The sequence below is a fragment of the Nocardia jinanensis genome, from assembly GCF_014645735.1.
In the GTDB taxonomy this organism is placed as follows: Bacteria; Actinomycetota; Actinomycetes; order Mycobacteriales; family Mycobacteriaceae; genus Nocardia; species Nocardia jinanensis.
This window is the reverse complement of the sequence record NZ_BMMH01000010.1, coordinates 113710-136559: the sequence shown is the minus strand read 5'-3', so window position 1 is coordinate 136559 and position 22850 is coordinate 113710. Positions and strand designations below refer to the sequence as shown.

19 protein-coding genes and 2 tRNA genes are annotated in these 22850 nt (G+C 65.6%); 14 read left to right on the top strand and 7 right to left on the bottom strand.

The features are described 5' to 3' along the window. The first annotated feature begins 105 nt into the window (after positions 1 to 105). The 8 genes from IEY68_RS22655 (at position 106) to IEY68_RS22620 (ending at position 12247) form a co-directional block, all read left to right on the top strand. A complete protein-coding gene (locus IEY68_RS22655) occupies positions 106 to 687 on the top strand; it encodes a putative glycolipid-binding domain-containing protein (protein WP_058854858.1) in 582 nt (193 codons plus the stop codon). A 1780-nt stretch (positions 688 to 2467) separates the two neighbouring features. Continuing rightward, positions 2468 to 3643 carry a DNA polymerase III subunit beta gene (gene dnaN / locus IEY68_RS22650; RefSeq protein ID WP_058854857.1) on the top strand — a complete coding sequence of 392 codons (1176 nt, stop codon included), beginning with the start codon at positions 2468 to 2470 and terminating at the stop codon, positions 3641 to 3643. Between the two features lie 181 nt (positions 3644 to 3824). After that, positions 3825 to 5039 (top strand): DNA replication/repair protein RecF, encoded by a 1215-nt coding sequence (gene recF / locus IEY68_RS22645; protein ID WP_058854856.1) that lies wholly within the window; start codon positions 3825 to 3827, stop codon positions 5037 to 5039. Between the two features lie 346 nt (positions 5040 to 5385). Beyond that, complete coding sequence (locus IEY68_RS22640) at positions 5386 to 5952, top strand: DUF721 family protein (RefSeq protein ID WP_058854855.1); 567 nt, start codon at positions 5386 to 5388, stop codon at positions 5950 to 5952. A 307-nt stretch (positions 5953 to 6259) separates the two neighbouring features. Next, positions 6260 to 8302, top strand: a complete 2043-nt coding sequence (gyrB, locus tag IEY68_RS22635) for a DNA topoisomerase (ATP-hydrolyzing) subunit B (protein WP_058854854.1) — start codon at positions 6260 to 6262, stop codon at positions 8300 to 8302. Positions 8303 to 8374: 72 nt separating this feature from the next. Then, positions 8375 to 10873 carry a DNA gyrase subunit A gene (gene gyrA / locus IEY68_RS22630; RefSeq protein ID WP_058854853.1) on the top strand — a complete coding sequence of 833 codons (2499 nt, stop codon included), beginning with the start codon at positions 8375 to 8377 and terminating at the stop codon, positions 10871 to 10873. A 42-nt stretch (positions 10874 to 10915) separates the two neighbouring features. Next, the gene (locus tag IEY68_RS22625) at positions 10916 to 12025 is read left to right on the top strand and encodes a DUF3566 domain-containing protein (protein WP_058854852.1); all 1110 of its coding nucleotides are present in this window, start codon (positions 10916 to 10918) and stop codon (positions 12023 to 12025) included. Positions 12026 to 12173: 148 nt separating this feature from the next. Beyond that, a tRNA-Ile gene (locus tag IEY68_RS22620) sits at positions 12174 to 12247 on the top strand. Positions 12248 to 12279: 32 nt separating this feature from the next. On the opposite strand, the gene IEY68_RS22615 is transcribed toward IEY68_RS22620, so the two are convergent. Next, a complete protein-coding gene (locus IEY68_RS22615) occupies positions 12280 to 12828 on the bottom strand; it encodes a DUF1772 domain-containing protein (RefSeq protein ID WP_063916344.1) in 549 nt (182 codons plus the stop codon). A gap of 77 nt (positions 12829 to 12905) precedes the next feature. On the opposite strand from IEY68_RS22615, the gene IEY68_RS22610 reads away from it, so the two are divergent. Further along, positions 12906 to 13379 (top strand): MarR family winged helix-turn-helix transcriptional regulator, encoded by a 474-nt coding sequence (locus IEY68_RS22610; protein ID WP_058854851.1) that lies wholly within the window; start codon positions 12906 to 12908, stop codon positions 13377 to 13379. 223 nt (positions 13380 to 13602) lie between these two features. On the opposite strand, the gene IEY68_RS22605 is transcribed toward IEY68_RS22610, so the two are convergent. Next, positions 13603 to 14103, bottom strand: coding sequence for a TetR/AcrR family transcriptional regulator (locus IEY68_RS22605; RefSeq protein ID WP_058854876.1), 501 nt, complete (start codon positions 14101 to 14103; stop codon positions 13603 to 13605). A gap of 417 nt (positions 14104 to 14520) precedes the next feature. Between IEY68_RS22605 and IEY68_RS22600 the strand changes: the two genes are divergently transcribed. Both IEY68_RS22600 and IEY68_RS22595 read left to right on the top strand, forming a co-directional pair. Further along, a complete protein-coding gene (locus IEY68_RS22600) occupies positions 14521 to 15798 on the top strand; it encodes an oxygenase MpaB family protein (RefSeq protein WP_058854850.1) in 1278 nt (425 codons plus the stop codon). 94 nt (positions 15799 to 15892) lie between these two features. Beyond that, positions 15893 to 15965 (top strand) — tRNA-Ala (locus tag IEY68_RS22595). Between the two features lie 219 nt (positions 15966 to 16184). On the opposite strand, the gene IEY68_RS22590 is transcribed toward IEY68_RS22595, so the two are convergent. Next, entirely contained in the window at positions 16185 to 16529 is a 345-nt protein-coding gene (locus tag IEY68_RS22590) for a winged helix-turn-helix transcriptional regulator (protein WP_058854849.1), read from the bottom strand. A 141-nt stretch (positions 16530 to 16670) separates the two neighbouring features. Between IEY68_RS22590 and IEY68_RS22585 the strand changes: the two genes are divergently transcribed. Next, entirely contained in the window at positions 16671 to 17549 is an 879-nt protein-coding gene (locus IEY68_RS22585; RefSeq protein ID WP_058854848.1) for an NAD(P)-dependent oxidoreductase, read from the top strand. Positions 17550 to 17624: 75 nt separating this feature from the next. Here IEY68_RS22585 and IEY68_RS22580 read toward each other — a convergent pair whose 3' ends face one another. Both IEY68_RS22580 and IEY68_RS22575 read right to left on the bottom strand, forming a co-directional pair. Then, positions 17625 to 18152 (bottom strand): helix-turn-helix domain-containing protein, encoded by a 528-nt coding sequence (locus IEY68_RS22580; RefSeq protein WP_063916346.1) that lies wholly within the window; start codon positions 18150 to 18152, stop codon positions 17625 to 17627. A 156-nt stretch (positions 18153 to 18308) separates the two neighbouring features. Continuing rightward, positions 18309 to 18950 (bottom strand): class I SAM-dependent methyltransferase, encoded by a 642-nt coding sequence (locus IEY68_RS22575; protein ID WP_058854847.1) that lies wholly within the window; start codon positions 18948 to 18950, stop codon positions 18309 to 18311. 113 nt (positions 18951 to 19063) lie between these two features. Here IEY68_RS22575 and IEY68_RS22570 point away from each other — a divergent pair, with 113 nt between their 5' ends. Further along, positions 19064 to 19363 carry a cold-shock protein gene (locus IEY68_RS22570; protein ID WP_058854846.1) on the top strand — a complete coding sequence of 100 codons (300 nt, stop codon included), beginning with the start codon at positions 19064 to 19066 and terminating at the stop codon, positions 19361 to 19363. On the opposite strand, the gene IEY68_RS22565 is transcribed toward IEY68_RS22570, so the two are convergent. Further along, the gene (locus IEY68_RS22565; RefSeq protein WP_058854845.1) at positions 19360 to 19869 is read right to left on the bottom strand and encodes a thioesterase family protein; all 510 of its coding nucleotides are present in this window, start codon (positions 19867 to 19869) and stop codon (positions 19360 to 19362) included. The two genes, IEY68_RS22570 and IEY68_RS22565, sit on opposite strands and share 4 nt — an antisense overlap. Before the next feature lie 91 nt (positions 19870 to 19960). Beyond that, positions 19961 to 20866 (bottom strand): oxygenase MpaB family protein, encoded by a 906-nt coding sequence (locus IEY68_RS22560; RefSeq protein ID WP_058854844.1) that lies wholly within the window; start codon positions 20864 to 20866, stop codon positions 19961 to 19963. Between the two features lie 872 nt (positions 20867 to 21738). Between IEY68_RS22560 and IEY68_RS22555 the strand changes: the two genes are divergently transcribed. Further along, entirely contained in the window at positions 21739 to 22821 is a 1083-nt protein-coding gene (locus tag IEY68_RS22555; RefSeq protein WP_082681340.1) for an ATP-binding cassette domain-containing protein, read from the top strand. Positions 22822 to 22850 lie beyond the last annotated feature (29 nt).

Here is a 22850-nt window from a genome sequence, read left to right as displayed (position 1 = left end):
CGGCCGATACAGCCGGGGTCCCGATGTGGACACGCAGTCGACCCTCGGGAGCGGACCGGGGCTGACCCGCCGAGCAGTCGACGGTTCGGGAGAGGCAGGACAACCATGTCGTTCACCGAGCTCCCGGCGACCGCGGCCTGGGCGCACCGGGAGGCGCGGTCGGGCTTCGAGGTGGCTCACCTGCGGCACGATGGCGGCGGCCACCGGATGGACGGCTGTACCACCGCCGTCGAGCACGGACAGGCCTGGTTCGTGCAGTACGACATCACGATCGATCCGAACTGGGCCACGCGGGCGGCGCGCGTGACCGCATGTTCGGCAGCCGGACGGCGGTCGGTACGACTGGAGGCCGACGGCGCCGGGCACTGGATGATCGACGGCTCGGCAGCACCGCATCTGGACGGCTGCCTCGATGTGGACCTGGAATCCTCGGCGTTGACCAACACACTGCCCGTACACCGGCTCTCGCTGTCCGTCGGTATGACCGCCGCGGCCCCCGCGGTCTATGTCCGCGCGACCGACCTGGCGATCGAACGACTGGAACAGCTATACCGGCGCGCCACCGACGACAGTAGTCACCAGTGCTACGACTACACCGCGCCCGCATTCGATTTCGCCTGCCGGTTGGTCTACGACGGTTCGGGCCTCGTCCTGAGCTACCCGGGTATCGCCACCCGCGTCGCCTGAGCGCGCTTCCACCGCTTCTCACGCGGCCCCGGTCGGCCCGTTCAGCCCGATCTCGCTGAGTTGAACGCGGGGACAACGGCGTCCGGATACGTTCGGGGGCGGATGGCCGACCGTATCCCCCGTACCGCATCCGGTTCGGCGAGCGCGACGCGGGAAGCAACGACCGGCTGTGAACAGGCAGACCCGTGGAAACGGAGCACGCGGCTCGAAAACGGAGCAGTTCCATCGCATTCAACCGGGCCAGAGGATGCGGCAACGTCCGTGCGGGTGCCTGCGTGGCCGAGCGCCCGCTTATCGAAGGCAGGTGCGCGGTCCACCGGCGGCGGGTAGATCGCCTGTGGTCGACACCCGAACTGTCTGCGGCTGCACCGCGCCCACTCCGCATCGCCCCGTCCCGGCCCACCACCGGAAACAGCAAAGTGCCACCGGCGCAATCCGGTTCGCCGAGCGGACGAATTACCTCGGTTTCCCCGAGGCAGAACCCCGATCTGTCCGGCATCGGTGTGTCGGAACCATCCACAGGTGTGTCGCTAACAGGCTGCGGGGGCTCTGAACTGGTGTTTCACGCTATACACACCTGTGGATTCCCCAGGTTGTCCACTGGTGCATCCACAGGATCAGCAGCCTGCTGGGGGCAACTTGTCCACATGCTGTTTATCCCCAGTTTCCACAGGCTGATTCGTCCACAACCACTGAACAGCCACGATCCGGTCAGAGGGTTGGGGACAACCTGTTGAATCCCTGTGGAATCCTCGAGGAATCCACAGGTTATCCACGGATCCATGCACAGTGTGCACAAGTGCCCGGAATCTGGGGACCAAGTTGGGGACCAGCTGTGGACACAGTGTGGACAACAAAATCTGTCCACAGCCACCGCGAATTCATCCTCGAGTTATCCTCGAGCCATCCACAGCCGGACACGCGGTGTGAACTGGAAGAACAGGGGAAATCCACAGTTTCCACAGGGCCTATTACTACTCCTGTTCTTCATCTAGATAATTCCTCTTGAAAATAGGCTGTGTGGACAAGTCTCGATCGGCTCGTCCGACCGCACGAACCTCGAAACGAGACCTGGACAACGGCGAAGCAGCTTCGCGGGGTATCGATGTCACCTTCGCGAACCGTTCGCCACCTCTGCACCGAGCGCACCGCCGGTCCGGTAGCCGACACACCGAGACGCTTGCCGGGTACCCCTGTCCGCGCTCGAACCACGGATCGCGGATCCACCGGCTCCGCCGCTCCCGCACGCAGGATCCGTAGCGCAGACAGCGGGCTCGGTCGGGATAGGCGCTCTGTCCTTGTGCGCGGTCGTCCTTGTGCGCGGTCCCGGTCGCTGAGCGGTCGGCACGGAGTCCTCTCGATCACCGAGTGCGACACGGGTAAGGAGAGGTGGGTACCGGAACCGGGTGCGGAAGTTGTCCACACCACAAACGGGGACGAATGTGGACAGAGCCGCGCGGCGGGGGAGTTCGCTGTTCATCCACAGCTGTGCACAGCCCATCGGCGCAGGTCGAGCCGATACGCCGTGCTCCCTACGCCCGGCCTGGCCCGCACACCCCCGGAGGACGTATCCTCCACTCGGAGGGGCAGCCGACCCGGTCGCTCGAAACGGGGTACGGTCTGATGTCGGCCGCTCGTGCCAGACTCCTGGGGCGGTCCGGATCCTCGGCCGCCGCATCGACCGCCGCGCCCCGCGCCGGTGGCGGAGTCGGCACAGCGGGGATATACGGGGGCAGTACAGCAGTCGATCCACACTGAACGGGAGAGGACACCTCGGGCGATGGACCTTGCAGGCATGAAGTTTCGGGTCGCGCGTGAGGATTTCGCGGAGTCGGTCGCCTGGGTGGCGCGCAGTCTGCCGTCTCGCCCGCCGGTCCCGGTACTCGGCGGAGTCCTGCTGGTCGCGGACGAGGACGGGTTGACCGTCTCCGGGTTCGACTACGAGGTCTCCGCACAGATGCGGGTCGCCGCGGAGGTCGCCGGTCCCGGCCGTGTCCTGGTCTCCGGCAAACTGCTGGCCGATATCACCAAGGCGCTGTCCAACAAGCCGGTGGATGTCTCCGTGGACGGCACTCGCGTACTGATCCAGTGCGGTAGTGCGAAGTTCTCGCTGCCGACGATGCCGGTGGAGGACTATCCCCAACTGCCCGAGGTACCCCAGTCGAGCGGAAAACTGGCGGTCGAGGTGTTCGGCGAAGCGGTCGGTCAGGTGGCCGTCGCGGCGGGACGCGACGATACGCTGCCCATGCTGACCGGTATCCGGGTCGAGATCGAGGGACCGCAGGTCGTCCTCGCGGCCACCGACCGGTTCCGCCTCGCGGTGCGGCATATCCAGTGGCAGCCCGCTCGTACCGATATCGAGACCGCGGTGCTCATTCCCGCCCGAACCCTGTCCGAAGCCGCCAAGACGCTGGGTGCGTCCGATCAGCCGGTGCAATTGTCGCTGGGGTCCGGCGCGGGCGCCGACGGGCTGCTGGGCATCGTCAACGGTGGCCGGCGGACCACGACGCGTCTGCTCGATGCCGAGTTCCCGAAGTTCCGCCAGTTGCTGCCCAAGGAGCACACTTCGCTCGCGACATTGGCGGTGGCCTCGCTCACCGAGGCGATCAAGCGTGTCGCGCTGGTGGCCGAGCGTGGCGCCCAGGTGCGGCTGGAATTCTCCGGCGAAGGACTGCTGTTGTCGGCGGGCGGTGACGAGGCCGGCCGGGCCGAGGAATGGCTTACTGCCGATTTCCGGGGCGAACCGCTGACCATCGCCTTCAACCCGGGATACCTCATCGACGGGCTGTCGGCACTGCGCTCGGAGCGGGTCACCTTCGGATTCACCACCCCCAGTCGCCCGGCTGTGCTGCTGCCCGCCCGTGCGGAGGAGCCGGAGCCGCTCGATTCCGGGGCATACCCGGCGCTGGAGAGCGATTACATCTACCTGTTGATGCCGGTCCGGCTCCCGGGCTGAGCGGGCGTGGGTTCGGTAGCGACGAACCGGCGCGCATCCGCCCGGTACTGCGGGTGTCCCTGTACTGTGCGAACGGCAGTCGGTAGCGATACTTCCGCAAACCACCGTCCCGACCTGCGCCGTACCCAGTTATCCACAGCTGTGGATAACTGGGCTGTCATTTCCCGGATGGTGTGAACAGGTGCATATCCGTGCTCTGACCTTGCGTGATTTCCGATCCTGGGAGCACGCTGAGATCGAGTTATCCACAGGCCCTACGGTTTTCCTGGGGGCGAACGGTAACGGCAAGACCAACCTGCTCGAAGCCCTGGGCTACCTGTCCACACTCGGGTCGCATCGGGTTTCCGCCGATGCACCGCTCATCCGGTCCGGCGCCGAACGCGCCCGGGCCGGCGCGAACGTGGTGCACCTGGGCCGGGAACTGCGTATCGACGTGGAAATCAATCGCGGCGTCGCCAATCGGGCACAGATCAACCGGTCACCGGTGCGCCGGCCGCGTGAGATCCTCGGGATCCTGCACACCGCGTTGTTCGCGCCCGAGGACCTGGCGCTGGTCCGGGGTGATCCGGGGGAGCGCCGTCGTTTCCTGGACGAGCTGTGCACCGCGCGCCGACCCGGTCTCGCCGGTGTGCGCGCCGACTACGACCGGGTCCTGCGTCAGCGATCCGCCCTGTTGAAGACCGCGGGCCGGTCCTCGCGCGCGGATCTCGGCACGCTGGACGTCTGGGACGGCCACCTGGCCGGTCATGCCTCGGTACTGCTCGCCGAACGGCTACGCCTGGTTCATGAACTGCATCCCCATCTGGCCGGGGCGTACGCGGCTCTCGCGCCCGAATCCCGCCCGGCCGCCATCGGCTACCGCAGCGGCGCCCTACCGGCCGAACTGCTCGATCCCGCCCGTTCGCCCGAGACGGACGACCCCGCGCTGCTCGAGGAGATCCTGCTGCGGGAACTCGCGGCAGCGCGCTCCAAGGAGCTGGAACGTGGCATCTGCCTGGTCGGTCCGCATCGCGACGAGCTGGAACTCATGCTCGGCGAAACACCGGCCAAGGGGTTCGCCAGTCATGGGGAGTCCTGGTCGTTCGCGCTGGCGCTGCGGCTCGCGGCCTTCGAACTACAGCGGGCCGACGGGACCGAGCCGGTTCTGTTGCTCGACGATGTCTTCGCCGAACTCGACCGGCGTCGCCGCACCGCACTGGCCATCGTGGCGGCGGCCGCCGAGCAGGTGCTGATCACCGCCGCGGTGCCCGAGGATGTCCCTGCCGAACTGATCGGCGACACCCTACGGGTGACGACCGCCGGTGATCCGGAGCATCGGATATCCGGTATCGCGTCGGATCGCCCGGCCGCTGGAGGTGACCCGCCGCGTGCGGTCGCGGGCGATTCGCCGGGATGACGGACACGCGCCCGCCGCCACCTTGCATGCGGGCCGGGGCATTCGTAGAGTGAGCCGATACACCGGGCCGTTATCCTCCGTCCGGTATCGAAACCAAGTTATCCACAGCCTGTGGATAACTTGTTCGACCAGGTCGTCGGTCCGCATCCCGGGCACCGTCCGGGTCTACTCGGTGACAACCGGCACCGGCACTCGAAATACCTACCTTGAACTGGGAATTTACCCTGTGAATCGGTCTTCTGTCCGATTCGGCTACCGCGGTGCCGCAGTCCGGTCCCCGGATGTGCACAGCCTGAGGAAAACCGGTCGAACCTGGGGATAACTCGGATCGGTGAGTGGAGCAGCGATGACCGACCAGCCCGGAACGCCAGGTGGCGCGCCGCCCCCGTCCGAGCCGGAGCTGCGCGGGGTCGATCTGGCCCGCCGGGCGCTGGAGGAGGCTCGGGCGGCGGCGCGGGCCAGTGGGAAATCCGTCGGTCAGGGCCGGGCTTCGCCGCGGCGCGGCAGTCGTTCCGGGGCTCGCCGCCGTAGCGGCTGGTCCGGCGCTCGTCCCGACGACCGCGACCCACAGCCGCTGTCCAAGCTCGCCAACTCGATCGCGCGTAACCGGGGGTGGTCCACCAAGGTCGCCGAGGGCACGGTGTTCGGTCACTGGTCGGGTGTGGTCGGGGAGGACATCGCCGCGCACGCGAAACCGGTGAGTCTCGAGAACGGGGTGCTCAGCGTCGCGGCCGAGTCCACGGCCTGGGCGACCCAGTTGCGCCTGTTGCAGGCGCAACTGCTGGCGAAGATCGGCGCGGCGGTGGGTCCCGGTGTGGTGCGCTCGCTGCGGATCTCCGGCCCGACGGCGCCCAGCTGGCGTAAAGGACAACGTCATATCCGTGGCCGTGGGCCGCGCGACACCTACGGCTAGGCCCCGGTTTCACGTGGAACGCGGGCTGCTTTTTCCGCCTCGATCCCTCGGTGAACTCTCAGGCTTGATCTGATGGTTCGAAAGGGCCGGATCGCGAGGGGACCCGTGCCGGTTCGATTTCTCGCATCCAGGAAGCCGTCAGGGGTGTCGCAGGTGCACTGTAAGTTGAGCCGCGAAGTAAGATGGAAACGTAAATCAGCGGCGATACCCTCGGCGCGTTGTGTGCAGCCCTCTGATCGGTCTCGTGCCCACGTGCGCTGTCCCACCGCCGTCCCGGGGATCAGCAAGTAAGGAGAGCTACCGACCAGTGGCTGCCAAAGACTCCAAAGCATCAGGCTCGAGTACATCGGAAAAGCAGGACTACGGCGCTTCCTCCATCAGGGTCCTGGAAGGCCTCGAGGCGGTACGGCTGCGCCCGGGCATGTACATCGGCTCCACAGGTGAGCGCGGTCTGCACCACCTGATCTGGGAGGTCGTGGACAACTCGGTCGACGAGGCGATGGCCGGCCATGCCACCAAGGTGGAGGTCACCCTACTCGCCGACGGTGGCGTCCAGGTCGTCGACGACGGTCGCGGTATCCCGGTGGCGATGCACGCCCAGGGCATCCCGACCATCGAGGTCGTCATGACCCAGTTGCACGCCGGCGGCAAGTTCGACTCCGATTCCTACGCCGTCTCCGGCGGTCTGCACGGTGTCGGTATCTCCGTGGTCAACGCGCTGTCGAGCCGGCTCGAGGCCGAGATCGAGGTCGACGGCTACCACTGGAGCCAGACCTACAAGGATGCCGTTCCCGGCCAGTTGGTCCAGGGCGAACCCACCAAGGCCACGGGTACCACCATCCGATTCTGGGCCGATTCCGCGGTCTTCGAGACCACGACCTACAACTTCGAGACCGTCTCGCGGCGTCTGCAGGAAATGGCCTTCCTCAACAAGGGCCTGACCATCGTGCTGACCGATGAGCGGGTCAGCGAAACCGAGATCACCGACGAGGTGGTCAGCGATACTGCGGAAGCACCCAAGCACGACGACGGCGAAAAGCCCGCGGTCGAGCAGAAGGTGAAGACCCGCACGTACCACTACCCGGGTGGCCTCGAGGATTTCGTCCGGCACATCAACCGGACGAAGCAGCCGATCCACAACTCGGTCGTCTCGTTCAACGGTAAGGGCCCCGGGCACGAGCTCGAGGTCGCGATGCAGTGGAATTCCGGTTACTCCGAGTCGGTGCACACCTTCGCCAACACCATCAACACCCACGAGGGCGGCACCCACGAAGAGGGCTTCCGGGCGGCGCTGACCACGGTGGTCAACCGGTACGCCAAGGAGAAGAAGCTCCTCAAGGAGAAGGACGGAAACCTCACCGGTGACGATATCCGTGAGGGTCTGGCCGCCATCGTCAGCGTCAAGGTGAGCGAGCCCCAGTTCGAGGGCCAGACCAAGACCAAACTCGGCAATACCGAGGTGAAGTCGTTCGTGCAGCGTGCCTGCAACGAGCATCTCGCGCACTGGTTCGAGGCCAATCCGGCGGATGCCAAGACCATCGTCAACAAGGCGGTGTCCTCGGCGCAGGCCCGGGTCGCGGCGCGTAAGGCCCGTGAGCTGGTCCGACGCAAGAGCGCGACCGATATCGGCGGCCTGCCGGGCAAGCTGGCCGACTGCCGGTCCAAGGACCCGAGCAAATCCGAGATCTACATCGTGGAGGGTGACTCCGCCGGCGGTTCGGCCAAATCGGGTCGCGACTCGATGTACCAGGCGATCCTGCCGCTGCGCGGAAAGATCATCAATGTCGAGAAGGCGCGTATCGACAGAGTCCTCAAGAACACCGAGGTCCAGTCGATCATCACCGCCTTCGGTACCGGTATCCACGACGAGTTCGATATCGCGAAACTGCGGTATCACAAGATCGTGCTGATGGCCGATGCCGACGTCGACGGGCAGCACATCTCCACCCTGCTGCTGACGCTGCTGTTCCGCTTCATGCGACCGCTCATCGAGCATGGGCACGTGTTCCTGGCGCAGCCGCCGCTGTACAAGCTGAAGTGGCATCGCGTCGACCCCGAATTCGCCTATTCCGACCGCGAACGCGACGGTTTGCTCGAAGCCGGGCTGGCGGCCGGGAAGAAGATCAACAAGGACGACGGTATCCAGCGGTACAAAGGTCTCGGCGAGATGAATCCGAAGGAACTGTGGGAAACCACCATGGACCCCTCGGTTCGCGTGCTCCGTCAAGTGACGTTGGACGACGCGGCCGCCGCGGACGAGCTGTTCAGCGTCCTCATGGGCGAGGACGTCGCGGCTCGCCGCAGCTTCATCACCCGTAATGCCAAGGACGTTCGCTTCCTCGACGTATAGGGGCGGCGGTTGTACTCGCTGCGCATGCGCGCGCGGTGATCCGCCGTATTCCGTCAGTACCTAGGAGATTGCATGACCGACACCACCCTGCCGCCGGAGAGCGCGGGCGACCGGATCGAGCCGGTCGATATCCAGCAGGAGATGCAGAACAGCTACATCGATTACGCGATGAGTGTGATCGTGGGCCGTGCACTGCCCGAGGTCCGCGACGGCCTCAAACCGGTACACCGCCGAATCCTGTACGCGATGCACGACAACGGCTACCGGCCCGACCGCAGCTATGTGAAATCGGCGCGTCCGGTGGCCGATACGATGGGCAACTACCACCCGCACGGCGACTCGGCCATCTACGACACCCTGGTCCGCATGGCGCAGCCGTGGGCGATGCGGTACCCGCTGGTCGACGGCCAGGGCAACTTCGGCAGCCGGGGCAACGACGGCGCTGCCGCGATGCGCTACACCGAATGCCGGCTCACCCCGCTGGCCATGGAGCTGCTGCGGGAAATCGACCACGACACGGTCGATTTCATCCCCAACTACGACGGTAAGACCCAGGAACCGGTAGTCCTGCCCAGCCGGGTGCCGAATATGCTGATGAACGGCAGCAACGGCATCGCGGTCGGGATGGCGACCAATATCCCGCCGCACAACCTCAACGAGCTGGCCGCGGCCATCTACTGGATCCTCGACAATCACGAGGCGGACGAGGAAGCCACCCTCGCCGCCTGTATGGAACGGGTGAAGGGTCCCGACTTCCCGACCTCCGGCTTGATCGTCGGGTCCCAGGGCATCCACGACGCCTACACCACCGGTCGCGGTTCCATCCGGATGCGCGGTGTGGTGGAGATCGAGGAGGATGTCCGCGGGCGCACCACGATCGTCATCACCGAACTGCCCTACCAGGTCAACACCGACAACTTCATCAACGCGATCGCCGAACAGGTCAAGGACGGCCGGATCGCGGGCGTCGCCGATATCCACGACGAATCGTCGGACCGCGTGGGTATGCGCATCGTCATCACGGTCAAACGCGACGCGATCGCCAAGGTCGTGCTGAACAACCTGTACAAGCACACCCAGTTGCAGACCAGCTTCGGCGCGAACATGCTCTCCATCGTCGAGGGCGTACCGCGCACCCTGCGGCTGGATCAGATGCTCCGGCTGTATGTGAACCATCAGCTGGAAGTGATCGTCCGGCGGACCCGCTACCTGCTGCGTAAGGCGGAGGAGCGGGCCCATATCCTGCGCGGCCTGGTCAAGGCGCTGGATCAGCTGGACGAGGTCATCGCGCTGATCCGCCGGTCGGCCAATACCGAGACCGCTCGTACCGGCCTGATGCAACTGCTCGATATCGACGAGACCCAGTCCACCGCGATCCTGGATATGCAGTTGCGCCGGCTGTCCGCGCTGGAACGACAGAAGATCGTCGACGAATTGGCCAAGCTCGAGGCCGAGATCGCTGATCTGAAGGACATTCTGGAGAAGCCCGAACGCCAGCGCGCGATCGTCAAGGACGAACTGGCCGAGATCGTCGAGCGATACGGCGACGATCGGCGCACCCAGATCATCTCGGCCGACGGCGACGTGGCCGACGAGGATCTGATCGCCCGCGAAGATGTGGTCGTCACGATCACCGAGACCGGGTACGCCAAACGGACCAAGACCGACCTGTACCGCAGCCAGAAGCGCGGCGGTAAAGGCGTCCAGGGTGCGGGTCTGAAGCAGGACGATATCGTCCGGCACTTCTTCGTGACCTCGACCCACGACTGGTTGTTGTTCTTCACCAACAAGGGCCGGGTATACCGGGCCAAGGCATATGAATTGCCGGAGGCCAACCGCACCGCACGCGGTCAGCACGTGGCGAATCTGCTGGCTTTCCAACCGGACGAGAAGATCGCCCAGGTCATCCGGATCAAGTCCTACGAGGATGCCGCCTACCTGGTGCTGGCCACGCAGAAGGGACTGGTCAAGAAATCGCGGCTGGTCGACTTCGACTCCAACCGCAGCGGCGGGATCGTCGCGGTGAACCTGCGCGACAACGACGAATTGGTCGGCGCCGTACTGTGTTCGGCCGAGGACGATCTGCTGCTGGTCTCGGCGCAGGGTCAGTCGATCCGCTTCTCGGCCACCGACGAGGCGCTGCGCCCGATGGGTCGCGCCACGTCCGGTGTGCAGGGCATGCGGTTCAACGCCGAAGACGCCCTGCTGTCGCTGAATGTGGTCCGGGACGGGACATATCTGCTGGTCGCGACCTCGGGCGGATACGCCAAGCGGACCGCTATCGAGGAGTACACCGCCCAGGGCCGGGGTGGAAAAGGCGTATTGACGATCCAGTACGACATCCGGCGTGGCACCCTGGTGGGGGCACTGATCGTCGACGACGACGACGAGCTGTATGCGATCACCTCCAATGGAGGCGTTATCCGTACTGCCGCCCGGCAGGTGCGCAAGGCCGGTAGGCAGACCAAGGGCGTGCGATTGATGAACCTCGGCGAGGGCGATACCTTGCTTGCGATCGCACGTAACGCCGACGAGCCCGAGCAGATCGACGGCGGCGGTTCTCCCGAGTAGTAATCCCATATCGGCGGCAAAGAACGGACCCGAGGATTCCCATTGACCACTCCGAAACAGCCGAGCGACGAGCGGCAGCAGACGAACGGTGTGACCGAGCGGGTCACCCCGTCCCCGATTTCGCCGCGCCCGACTCAGCGGCCGGGCGAGGCCGTGGACAACGAACAGGCCGGTGGGCAGTCGGGCGGTAATCCGTCCGGCGGATCGCCCGCCGGTGGTCCGCAGCCCGAGAAGCAGGAGCAGCAAGGCGAATTCACGTCCGAATCGCGCAACGTCCCGGCGGACCGGAATTCCGGCCCGCCGGGCGGTGGCGGGTCGGGCGATCAGCAGGGCGGCGCGGGTAATCAACAGGGCGGCAACGCACCGGAGGCCAACCGGTATCAGGAGGGTTGGTCGCAACTGCCGCAGCGGGAACCGCAGTCGAACCTGTCACGGCCGGGGCATATGCCGGTCGGCGGGGCGCCGCAGCGCTCGGGCGGCGGGCTCCAGGGCGGCGGGCTCCAGGGCGGGGGGTTGCAGGGCGGAGTCACCAATGCCCGTACCACCAGCGATCTGGCGGCCAAGGCGGCGCGCAAGGAAGCGGCCATGGCCAAATCCGTTGGGCTGGACGGGCCCACCCGCAGTATCGCCCGGCCGGAGCTGGTGAAGGATATGCCGGATCTTTCCGAGATCCGGCATCCGCTACCCGCGGAACACCTTCCGCACCAACAGCACAACCCGTACACCCCGCCGCCGGTGGCCCCGTCCGCCCCCGCGGCGCCCCGCGGGCTACCGCAGGCGGTGCTCAGCGGAGAACCGTTGCGCGCCACCGTCCAGGTTCGCCGGATCGATCCGTGGTCGACGTTGAAGATCACGCTGGTGATCAGCGTGGCCATGTTCTTCGTGTGGATGATCGCGGTCGCGCTGCTGTACATGGTGCTCGCGGGTATGGGCGTCTGGGAGCGGCTCAACAGCACCTTCACCGATATGGTGTCCCCGGACAGCGGGTCGGTGGGGCTGATCGACGCGGGTACGGTCTTCGGCTACGCCGGGGTGATCGGACTCATCAATGTCGTCCTGTTCACCGCACTGGCCACGGTCGGCACGTTCATCTACAACCAGTGCTGCGATATGGTCGGCGGAATCCAGGTCACACTGGCCGACCCGGACTGATCTCGGTGTTCACGGCCTACGGCCGGCGCCCGACGCGGGTGCCGGCCGTAGGCGCTTTCCGAGTATGCTCTAAGCCATCTGACCTGCTGTTTTGGTTGTAGAGGATTCGGTCGGGTAATCTCTATCGCGGTTCGGCTACGAGCCCCGCGGGTCTATAGCTCAGGCGGTTAGAGCGCTTCGCTGATAACGAAGAGGTCGGAGGTTCAAGTCCTCCTAGACCCACAGATACACACCCGATCTGTTCCGACGTCCGGTTACACCGTGCGGGACGGGTCGGGTTTTTTGTTGCTCGGCGCGGATTCCGCCGGAATTTCCGGGCCGGTCGTCCGCCCGGAGAGCGAGAGCGCGCGAAGTGCGAACAGCCAGCCGATTCCGCCGAGCACCATGCGCGGATAGTTGAGCGTGGTCCAGGTATCGATGAAGGATTCCACGTGCTCGGGGGTCCATTGCGCGCCTTCGGCCTGGAAGATGAGCATCTGCGGTACGAAGTAGGTGTAGCTCGACAGGGCGTAGCACGCCATGAGGGCCGATGCGGCAATCCACCAACGTCGGAAGTCGACCGGGGTTCGCCACGCGAGGTAGAGGTTGATCAGCGCGAGTAGTGCCACGACCGGAGAGACGAAAGGCCAGAAGGCCCGTCCCGCGCGATGGAATCCCGATTCGGCCATCGCCTGATGTGTTTGCGCGGTCGGAGCATCGGCCCACTGTGGGATCACGCCGAGCTTCTCGTACCACCCCGCGCCGAACTGGATGCCGACGAAGATCACCAGCAACCACAGGGGTATCGCTCGTTTGGTACTCATGATGTGTTCTCCTGACCGGAATATTCTCTATATGAGAGCTTCTCTGATTCAGAGAGATTAAGAGGAGGAGGCTGCCCGTGACATCGGGGAAGACCCGGAGCGAGACCCTGACCGCGCTCCAGCTGGCGTTCCGAGCCCAGTCCAGCGGGACCGTGCTGTTGCATTCGGCTGTCGCGAACCGGCTGGGAATCGGGATCACCGATCTCAGCTGCCTGAATATCCTGACTATGTACGGGCCCCAGACCGCCGGGCAGCTGGCCGACCGTATCGGTATCACTCGCGGGGGTGCGGTCACAACGATGATCGACCGGCTCGAAACCGCCGGATTCGTACGGCGAGAACGCGATCCCGCCGATCGCCGGCGGGTGCTGGTGATCGTGCGGGACAAGGCGCTACAGGAGGTAGCGCCCATGTTCGAAGGGCTCTGGGAGATGCTCGGTGACCAGTTCGAGACGCGCACCGACGCCGAACTCGCACTGCTGACCGATATCGTCACCGAGAGCGTGACGGCGCTGAACCGGGCGCGGGAAAGTCTGCGTGAACAGCACTGACCGGACGCGGCCCGCGGTGGGCGCAAAACGGCGGAGCCACTAAGCTATCGATATGAAATACGTTCTCACCATCGGTCTTGTCGCTGCGGTTCTCATCGGTATCAGCAAGCTGCGCCAGCGTGATGACGCCGACCTGTGGCATGAGGTCACCACGCGCTGACCCCGCCGCGGGCGACGTCCTCCATCGTTGCCGCCGGACCCGGTGACCACCGGGTCGCTGTGATCACGGCCGGGCCAGTAGTTCGATAACCGAGTGCACCTGTTCGGTGGTCGGTGTCGGCAGATTGTCCCGGCCGTGGATCAAGCCGAGGCCGATGTAGACCATCGCACCCGCCCGCAACCCGGCCTGGTTCTCGTCGAACCCCAGGTCCAGCATCGTCCGGTAGACGGTTTCGAATACGCGCTGGTCCAGGTTGCGTACCGCATCGGCCACCTTCGAATTACTGCGTGACCATTCCCGCACCGTCGTTTCGACCATCCAGTGCCGCTTGTCCACGAGCATGGCGGCCATTTTCTCGATCCGCTCCTCTACCGGGATCGCAGCGAAGGCGCCCAGTTCGCGCACCGTTTCGCTCTGCACCGCGCTCCAGCGGTCGGCCATCGCCGCCATGAGCTGCTCGATATCGTCGAAATGCCAGTAGAAGCTGCCCTTCGTGACACCCAGCTCCTGGCACAATCTCGGAATCTTGATCGCTCCGACGCCTTCGCGCGACAGGAGATTCAGCGCGCCGTCGACCCAGTCGTCATAGGAAAGCCGTGCGGTGCGCCGCCGACGGGTTTGCTGGGCGCGAGCCTTTTTCGAGCGAGGTCGCGGTGGGGCCGTCCGATCATCGGGCGAGTCGGAATGCGAAGCGGTGGACGAACCCGCCGTCATCGGCCCGACAGGTCAGCGCTGAGTCTCATACTCCGATGGTAGGGGAGGTGGTCGACGGCCTCGACGGATTCGCCCCATCAAGACCGGCTCGCGCTGCGGAGGGCGGTAGGTGCCTCCATCGGCCGGCCGCGCGGATTTGCCCACGCATATCCATACCTTCCAGTACTGTATTTCCATACGCAAAAGTACGGGTGGTCGCCGCTGCCGCGGCGCACCACCACGGTCCCGGGTGGTCGGCGAACGGCCGCGTGGGGGAGGAGAACAGCGATGTCGAAACCCGCGGTGGCACCGGTCGAGGAGCCGGCGGCAATACGGTGCCCGACCGCCTTTCGCTACTGGCAGGCACGCGCTACTCCGGCGGTCCGGCGGGTCGAATGGATCTTCCGGGCGGTGACAGGCTCGGCGTTGTTCCCGACCGACGAGCAGGCCCGGGCGCTGTGTGCGGATATGTTCGCCGGCGACCCGGTCGCGGAACGGTTCGTCGAGGAGGTCATGCGAGGGGAGAGCGGTCGCGACCACGGCCGCCGATTGCTGGAAACCGCGCTGCGCGAGGGTATCGGCGCAGTTCCGGACGCCCCCGATTCCATGCGCGCGCTGTTCGGCGAATTCGAGACGGTGCCCGGCTGGGTCCGTCCGGAACTGGTCGAACGCGGCGCCGCGGTCTGGCGGCGCTGGGGCACCGTGCTGTTCAGCTTCGCAGGGGCCGAAACGCTGGAGATGTACACCGAATCCGCGGTCGCCACACCACTTTCGCTGGCGGGCGGTTATGCCGGCGACAGCGCATTGCGCCGATTCCTGGAAACCTGCCGGTTCTGGATGGACGTCTCCCGGCCCGGAGCGCTGCTGACGCCGGGGTCGCCGGGGCGGGCCACGGCTTTGAAAGTCCGGATCATGCACGTCTCGGTGCGTGGGGGTGTGCAACGGCATCCGGAATGGGAGACCGAGCGGTGGGGGCTGCCGATCAGTCAGACCTATCAGCTGCTCACGTTGATCGCGGGAAGCACGATTCCGGGCCTCGGGCTGTGGGCGCTCGGCTACCAGACGACCCCCGCGGAGTTCCGGGCGCTCCTGCACTTCCAGAGGTACATGGGATACCTACTGGGTGTGCGGCTGACCTGGCATCCGGAAACCGTATCCGACACGCTTCGCGTTATGGCGATGACGATGGTCGCCCGCGCCCACGACTCCGGGGCTCAGGGCGCCGAACTCATCGAGTCCTATCCCGCGGCGTTCGCACCCCGTCCGGAGCAGCGCGGCCTGGCCAGGCTCCGGGCGCACTACAACTACCGGATCAATTCGGCGTACTCGGCGCTGTACACGCTGCCGACTACCCGCCGTCACTATCGGATGCCGCGGGCCTTCCCGTGGCTGCTGATTCCCATCGCCAGGATCCCGCTGGTCACCGCCGTGGAATTCCTCCGGCGGATCCCGCCTGTCGGCCGGGCGCACGAACGACTCATGCTCTGGCATCGGGAGAACTGGTACCGCGAGCAGATGCAGGGACGGGAGGCGGAGTTCGCGGCTGTGGGCGCGCTGCGCAGGTGATATACCGACCGGTGCCCGGGTATTCTTGTTTGACGGTGTACGTGCCGGAACGCTACTGTTTCGCAGGCGACTCGCGGCACGGTCCGCCTGTCCAGGGGCCTTAGCTCAATTGGCAGAGCACTGCCTTTGCAAGGCAGGGGTTAGGGGTTCGATTCCCCTAGGCTCCACTTTTGAATATGCAGGTCAGAGGGTGTTTTCGTGCTCTCTGGCCCGCTCTCGTCCACAACGCGTCCATGAACTCGGTTCGTGGATAGCGGTTCATCGTGATCCGAGGGATTTCGGCGCATACCTACCGGGGATGCGTGGTGCCCACTCCCGCCGAACACCGACGGCGCATCATGCTCTCCGATACCGGAATCGATTCCGGACGCCTCGATCCGTGTGTTTCAGCAGGCTGCGGCGCCGAGCCGATCCCGGTGCCGGTCGCCCCATTCCTCCAGCGGCCGAAGCGCCGCGGCGAGGTCCTCACCGAGCGGAGTCAGCGAGTACTCCACCCGAGGCGGGATTTCGGGGTATATCTCGCGGTGCACGATGCCACTGGTCTCCAGCTGGCGCAGATTCTCGGTGAGCACCTTCTCGCTGACGCCCGTGAGCGTCCGGCGGATCTGCCCGAATCGCTGTGGACCCGCACCGAGGACCCACAGCAGATGCATTTTCCATTTGCCGCCGACGGCATCGATGGCCAGAGACATACCGCAGATCTCGTGATCCGTATCACTGGTACCGGTCACTGCGTCCTCCCGACCTCACTACGGACCTCGCGGTAAGCAACCACACCCGCAAGTGCGTTCTTCCCGACTCTACCTGCGCCGACGAGTATCGGTACCGGCGCCGAAACACCCGAACCACTCACTATCGAAAGGGGCATCGGTATGTCTCAGCAGGGCAGCCGTTCGGTCAGCGTCATCGGACTGGGTCCGATGGGCCAGGCGATGGTCCGGGCATTGCTGGCCGCCGGAACGGCGGTCACCGTATGGAACCGCAGCAGCGAGAAAGCCGACGAGATGGTCGCGCTGGGGGCGAAACGGGCGGCGACGGTAGCCGAAGCGCTCGACGCCAACGACGTGATCGTGCTGAGCCTGACCCACTATGCCGCGATGTACGACGTGCTCGGTCGGGCAGTCGACCGGTTGCCGGGAAAAGTGATCGCCAACCTGTCGTCGGATTCGCCGGGCAACGCCCGCGAGGGCGCCGCATGGGTGCGGTCCCACGGTGCCGAATTCCTCTCCGGCGGATTCATGTCCGCGGGTGACAACATCACCCATCCGGCCTCGTACGTCTTCTACAGCGGGCCCCGGGCGGTGTTCGAGGAACATGCCGAACTCCTGCGGCCGCTGAGTCCGCAGGAGTATCTCGGCGAGGACGACGGCGTGGCACAGGTTTTCTATCAGGCGCTGTTGGTCACCTTCCATCCGTGGATGCTCGCCTTCGATCAGGCGCTGGCCGTGATCGAACGCTCCGGTCACGATATCGACCAGTTCCTGCCGTACGCCCAGCGTTCCAGCGAGGCCTATCCGTTTTTCATGGCCGAATACGCCGCGGCCGCGAAGAGCGGCGGCTGGGGTGACCTCGCGGCATTCGCGATGATGGACGCGGGTGCGCAGCACATCATCGATGCCAGCGACGAGGTCGGGGTGGACGCCACACTTTCCCGTGTCGCGCAGGGGTGGTGGCGCCGCGCTCGGACCGCCAGCGAAGAGGCCGGTCGTCCGGTTTCGATCTTCGAACTGATGCGGTCCGAAGTTTCCTGACCGCGTAGCGGTTTTCGCCGGCGCCGGGTGGTCGGCGGTGCCCCAGCCGGGCACCCGGCGAGGCGATAATCGGCGCTACCCGCGTCGGCCCGCATCGGGATTCGCCAGACGAGCCCGCTCGGCGATCTCCTCCGCGTACTCCTGGTGGCCGACGCCCGGGAGTTTGTCCAGTGTCAGGCTCTCGATATCCCAGCGTGGCCGGGCGTCGGCGATGAACCGGATGGCATCGCGAACGTTTCGCTCGCCGGCCGGTTTGCCGATATGCGCCGACGGGGTGTGCAACCGGAGCCATCCCAGGAGATCGGCGGCTGTGCCCTCGATACAGGTGGCGGTGACGATCTCGTCGGCGCCGGCGGAGTCGGGAAGCAGCAGGCTCGTCGGGGAGACGCCCAAGGCGACCGCGAGCGCCATCAGATCGTCGATATCGACGCGGCGCTCGCCCCGCTCGATCCGTGACAGACCGAGCACCGGGATCGGCCGGCCCAGGGCCTCGAGCCGTCGCGCGAGATCCGCATAGCCGAGGTTCATCCGGTTGCGATACCGAAGGACATTCGCGCGAACAGTATCGCCCGACGGGCCCAGCGGGTTCTTCTTGATCACCACCTGACCAGGGTGACCTATCGAAATGATCGCGTCAATTCTCGTTTCGATGCATACGCCGAAGCGGGTGAGCGCCGGGTCTCGGGCATCGATCGATCACCTTGATATCTATCGAAAAAGTAATGGATAGTATCATTTCGATAGATCATCTCGGCCCTATCAACTCGAGCGCGTCAGCATGAGATAGCCCTGGGGAGCTCTCTCCCCGTCCTCGGCCCGGCGTTCGACCCGCAGATCGATCGTGAACCCGTCGGCTTCGAGTGCACCCGCCAGTTCACCGATCGAGAGCCGATGGAAGTCCAGCGAGATGGCTTGCCCGTACCCCTCGTCCAGATGCAGGATGTCGGTGCCCGTTTGGAAGGCCAGCAGCAGCTTGCCCTCGGGGCGCAGAACCCGCCGGAATTCGGCGAGCACACCGCCTCGTTCGTGCGGCGGAATATGGATGAGGGAATACCAGGCCACCACACCGGCCCGAGTTCCGTCGGCGATATCGAGTGCGGTCATCGATCCCACCTCGAAGTCGATATCCGGGAACCTTTCCCGCGCCACCGCCACCATCGCCGGGGACAGGTCGACTCCGTGCACCCGGGTTCCGCGCGCCGCCAGGAAACCGGCTATGCGGCCCGGCCCGCACCCGATATCGGCGACAGGTCCGCGGTCCCCGACGGACTCGGCGAACGCCGTGAGAACCGCACGGTCCCAGAACTTCTTCTCCATCTCGCCCTCGGCGTGTTCGGCGTAGGCGGTGGCGATCGCGTCGTAGCCGGCGCGAGTTCGAGAGAGAAAACAGGATTCGGTCACGGTAGGCGACAGTAGTATCCCGGTACGAAACCGACGCGACCGTGACGTTCGCGGTGCCGGGGCGTAGCTTTGGTGGTGTCGACCCTGACGGAACGAGCGGAGAAGACCTGGTAATGCCTGCTTCGGAATACGGCGGGCCCGGGATCGACGGATCGGACTGGAGACGCGGGCGAGTTTTCTGGTTCGACTCGGAGAAGGGCTTCGGCTATATCAAACCCGACGACGGAACCGATCAGGTATTCGTCGAATACCGGTGCATAGAGACAGACGGCTATCGCACCCTGCACGCGGGCCAGCCGGTGCTGTTCGTCAGCACCTCCCGGCCTCGCGGTCACGAGGCGGTGACGGTCCGGCCCGAGGCGGGTGCCGCACTACCCGAGACCGCTGCGGGTGGTGACCAGGTCAAGCGCTAGCGCCGGACTCCCATCGCGCCACAGATCGGCGCCGGCCAGCCCACGGCCGCGGGTGCTAGTTCGCGGTCGATCGCGGCCGCGGTATCGGCGGCGAACGCGACGGCCGATCGACTGCGCAGATCGACGTGGATCGCCGTGATCTCGAGGGTGCAGCTGAGCCGCCGAGTGGTGTCGTTGACCAGTAGCGCCATGGCGTGGACGACCTTTTCGGAGCGGTCCAGTCCGCGCGCGTACACCGAAATCTCTTCGCCGATCCGGGTTTCGGAGTAGTACCGGATATGGTGCTCGCCGGTGAAGAATCCGGCGCCCCGGGCGGTTCGGTACTCCTCGGTGATGCCGACGCGATCGAAGACCCGCGTCGTGGCCGCCACGCACAGATCGAAATAGTGCGCGATGTTCATATGGTCGTTCTCGTCGCGGTAGGCCTCCGGGACGGTGAGTGGGCCCAGTTCGCGGGGAAGCGCTACGACCTGCTCGTAACTGGGAATCGAAATCGCCCCGGTCATGATCAGCTCCTCATCTCTTGTCCCCGGCAGAGGGTACCGACGCACGGCTCGGCCCCGGATCCCAGGGATCCGGGGCCGGAGAATTGTTCGTTCAGAGCGGTCGCACGTTGATGACCTTGCGCAGCCGCGCCTTATCGCGTTCGAGCTTGCGAGCCTCGTAGGCGATGGGGAAGTAGCGCACCCGTTCCGGCAGCAGTGGTACCAGCCGCGCGAGGAACCAGCCGAGGATCCGGAGTTTACGTTCGTCGGACTCGCTCCAGGTGAGACCCAGCTTCTGCCGTGCGGCTTCCGGGGTGGTGCCCACGGTGACGAAATATTGCATACGGCCGAAGGGGCCGGTCAGCGCGCGCCATACCGGGTGCAGGGCCCGCGGCAGTTGGGTGGGCGGGGCGATGGTCCGGATGACCTTCAGGTAGTCCTTCGAGGTCTGCGTGGCCTCCAGGTGGTTTTCCACCTGATCGGCGAAGAACTTCTCGAAATCGGCGTAGGTGGCCGGCAGTTCCTTCGGCGGCACCGAGAAGTTGCGCATCAGCTGCAGGGCTTCGCGGTAGTAGTCCTCTTTCTCGGCGGCGGTGAGCGGCCGCTTCGAGAAGTATTCGGCGTTCTCGGAGAAGGCGAACGTACCGGTGTGCAGCACCCAGGCCCACGGGCCGCTGGACAGTGCTGTGTGCCGGACGCCGTTGGCGTCGGTGGTGTTGAGGGTGGTGTGCATCTTGCGTAGCCGGTCGGTTTCGCCCAGCGATTCCTCGCCGCCGTAGGTCCACATCATCACCGCGGACAGGCTGCGCACCGCGCGGCCGATCGGATCGGTGCGGAAGGTGGAGTGGGCATCGACCACCGCGGAGATACTGGGCTCCATGGTCTGCAGGAGAAAGGCCGAGCCCGCGGTGAGGGAGAAGGTGATGAGGCCGGTTTCTTCCCAGGTCCGGGTGCCGGGACCGAATGGACGACGCTCCGCCGGAGCGTGCGTGTCGATGGCTGCGACGGACGCGGTCATGCGGATCTCCCTTGATCTACTGCATCGATCTGATGAGACGATGATACTGCAAATCTCTCATCATTGCGTCAAATGTCCCATGGGTATCGCGCCTGGATCTTCGGGAATGGCCGGTACGCCGTGGCCGTCGGATTCCGGGAGTATCCGCGGAGCGCAACGGCCGTGCGATCGCACGGCCGTTGCGGCGGTAGTGACGGATCCCGGATATGAGAGCGGGCCTCGGCGAAGGGGGGGAGTTAGCCGAGGCCCGCATAAGGTCGACCCGGGGGGGAGGGGCCGACGGAACCGATCCTACGCGATTTCGCGAAAATGCGCGCACAAGGGGCCCAAGAGTTTCGAACTTTTTCCGTCGCCGATCACAGTGCCCTGAGCGGGTCGGCGGCTCGATCTCGGCCTTGTTCAAAGCTGTTGCCGGGCAATCGAATTGACCTTCTGAACGGGTGTATTCCGCCCAGCGGAACAAGGGTCCGCGGGGGACTCTTCCGGAGCCGTTGCGCGGCGCTGCCGACGCCGGCTTGTCGGACCTCGCTGTCACTATGCCGTTGTGCACTGTGAGCGTGCGCACGGCCACCCCGACCGTCCGTGCTCCATCGCCGGATCGAGTAGTGCGCTACGCGCGATCCGGCGACCGGTTGTGGTGAATATGGAGGCCGCTGCACCTCGTACCGGCTCCCCCGACCAGGCCGGTACGAGGTGCGGTCCGCTGTCGGGCGGGGAGGTCGCCGCAGAACTGGATAAATCGGATGAAAACGTCGGCAGCCGCGACGATACTGCACAGTGTCGGCACGGTTGCCGAAGCGCCCGAGGTCGGTGGCCGATCCGCCACCGGCGATATAAGACTCGTCCTCGACACATACCCATTCAGGAGAATCATGCCCGACGCAATAGTCGCCGAGGGTCTCGTCAAACACTACGGCCGCCGGGTACGCGCACTCGACGGCCTCGATCTGACCGTCCCAGAGGGGACGGTCACCGCTCTGTTGGGACCCAACGGAGCCGGCAAGACCACCACCGTGCGAGTGCTCACCACTCTGCTGGTGCCCGATGCGGGCCGGGCGATGGTCGCCGGGATAGATGTACTCACCCGCCCGCGCGCACTGCGGTCCCTGATCGGTACTTCGGGCCAGTACGCGGCGGTCGACGAATATCTGACCGGTTTCGAGAACCTCGAGATGGTCGGGCGGCTTTACCACATGGGTACGCGGCGCAGTAAGGAACGCGCCCGCGAACTGCTGGAGCGGTTCCGCCTCAGCGATGCCGCCGACCGCCCGGTCCACGGCTATTCCGGCGGTATGCGCCGCAGGCTCGATCTGGCCGGTGCGCTGGTGGCCAATCCGCCGGTGCTGTTCCTGGACGAACCCACCACCGGCCTCGATCCCCGGGCCCGGCTCGACCTCTGGGACGTCATCGAAGAACTCGTCGCGGGCGGGACCACCTTGCTGCTGACGACTCAGTACATGGAAGAGGCCGATCGCCTGGCGGACGCCATCGCGGTGATCGACCGGGGACAGGTGATCGCCCGTGGTACCGCCGACGAACTGAAGAGCATGGTCGGCGGTGACCGCATCGAGTTGACGGTAGATCACGCCGACAACCTGGCCGTGGCACAACAGGCCCTCGCGCCGCTGGCCGACGGCGATATCCATCTCGAACCGGGCCTGCGCCGGCTGGTGGTTCCGGTGAGCGACGGTTCCCAGGCGCTGGTGGCCGCCATCGGCAAGCTGTCCGACAACAAAGTGAAGATCCAGGACGTAGGGCTGCGCCGGCCTTCGCTCGACGATGTGTTCCTCACCCTCACCGGACACGAGGCCGAGGAATCCGCGGCCGGCGCCGCCGAGTACGCGCAGTCGGGCGGCAACCGGCCGCGGGAGCCGGCCGGAGCCGGTAACGACGACGATGTCGATCCCGCGGGCGCGGTGGAAGTAATCGAGGCTATGGAAGGGAAGAGCAGATGACCGCGCTGGCAACCGTCGGCGATATCGGG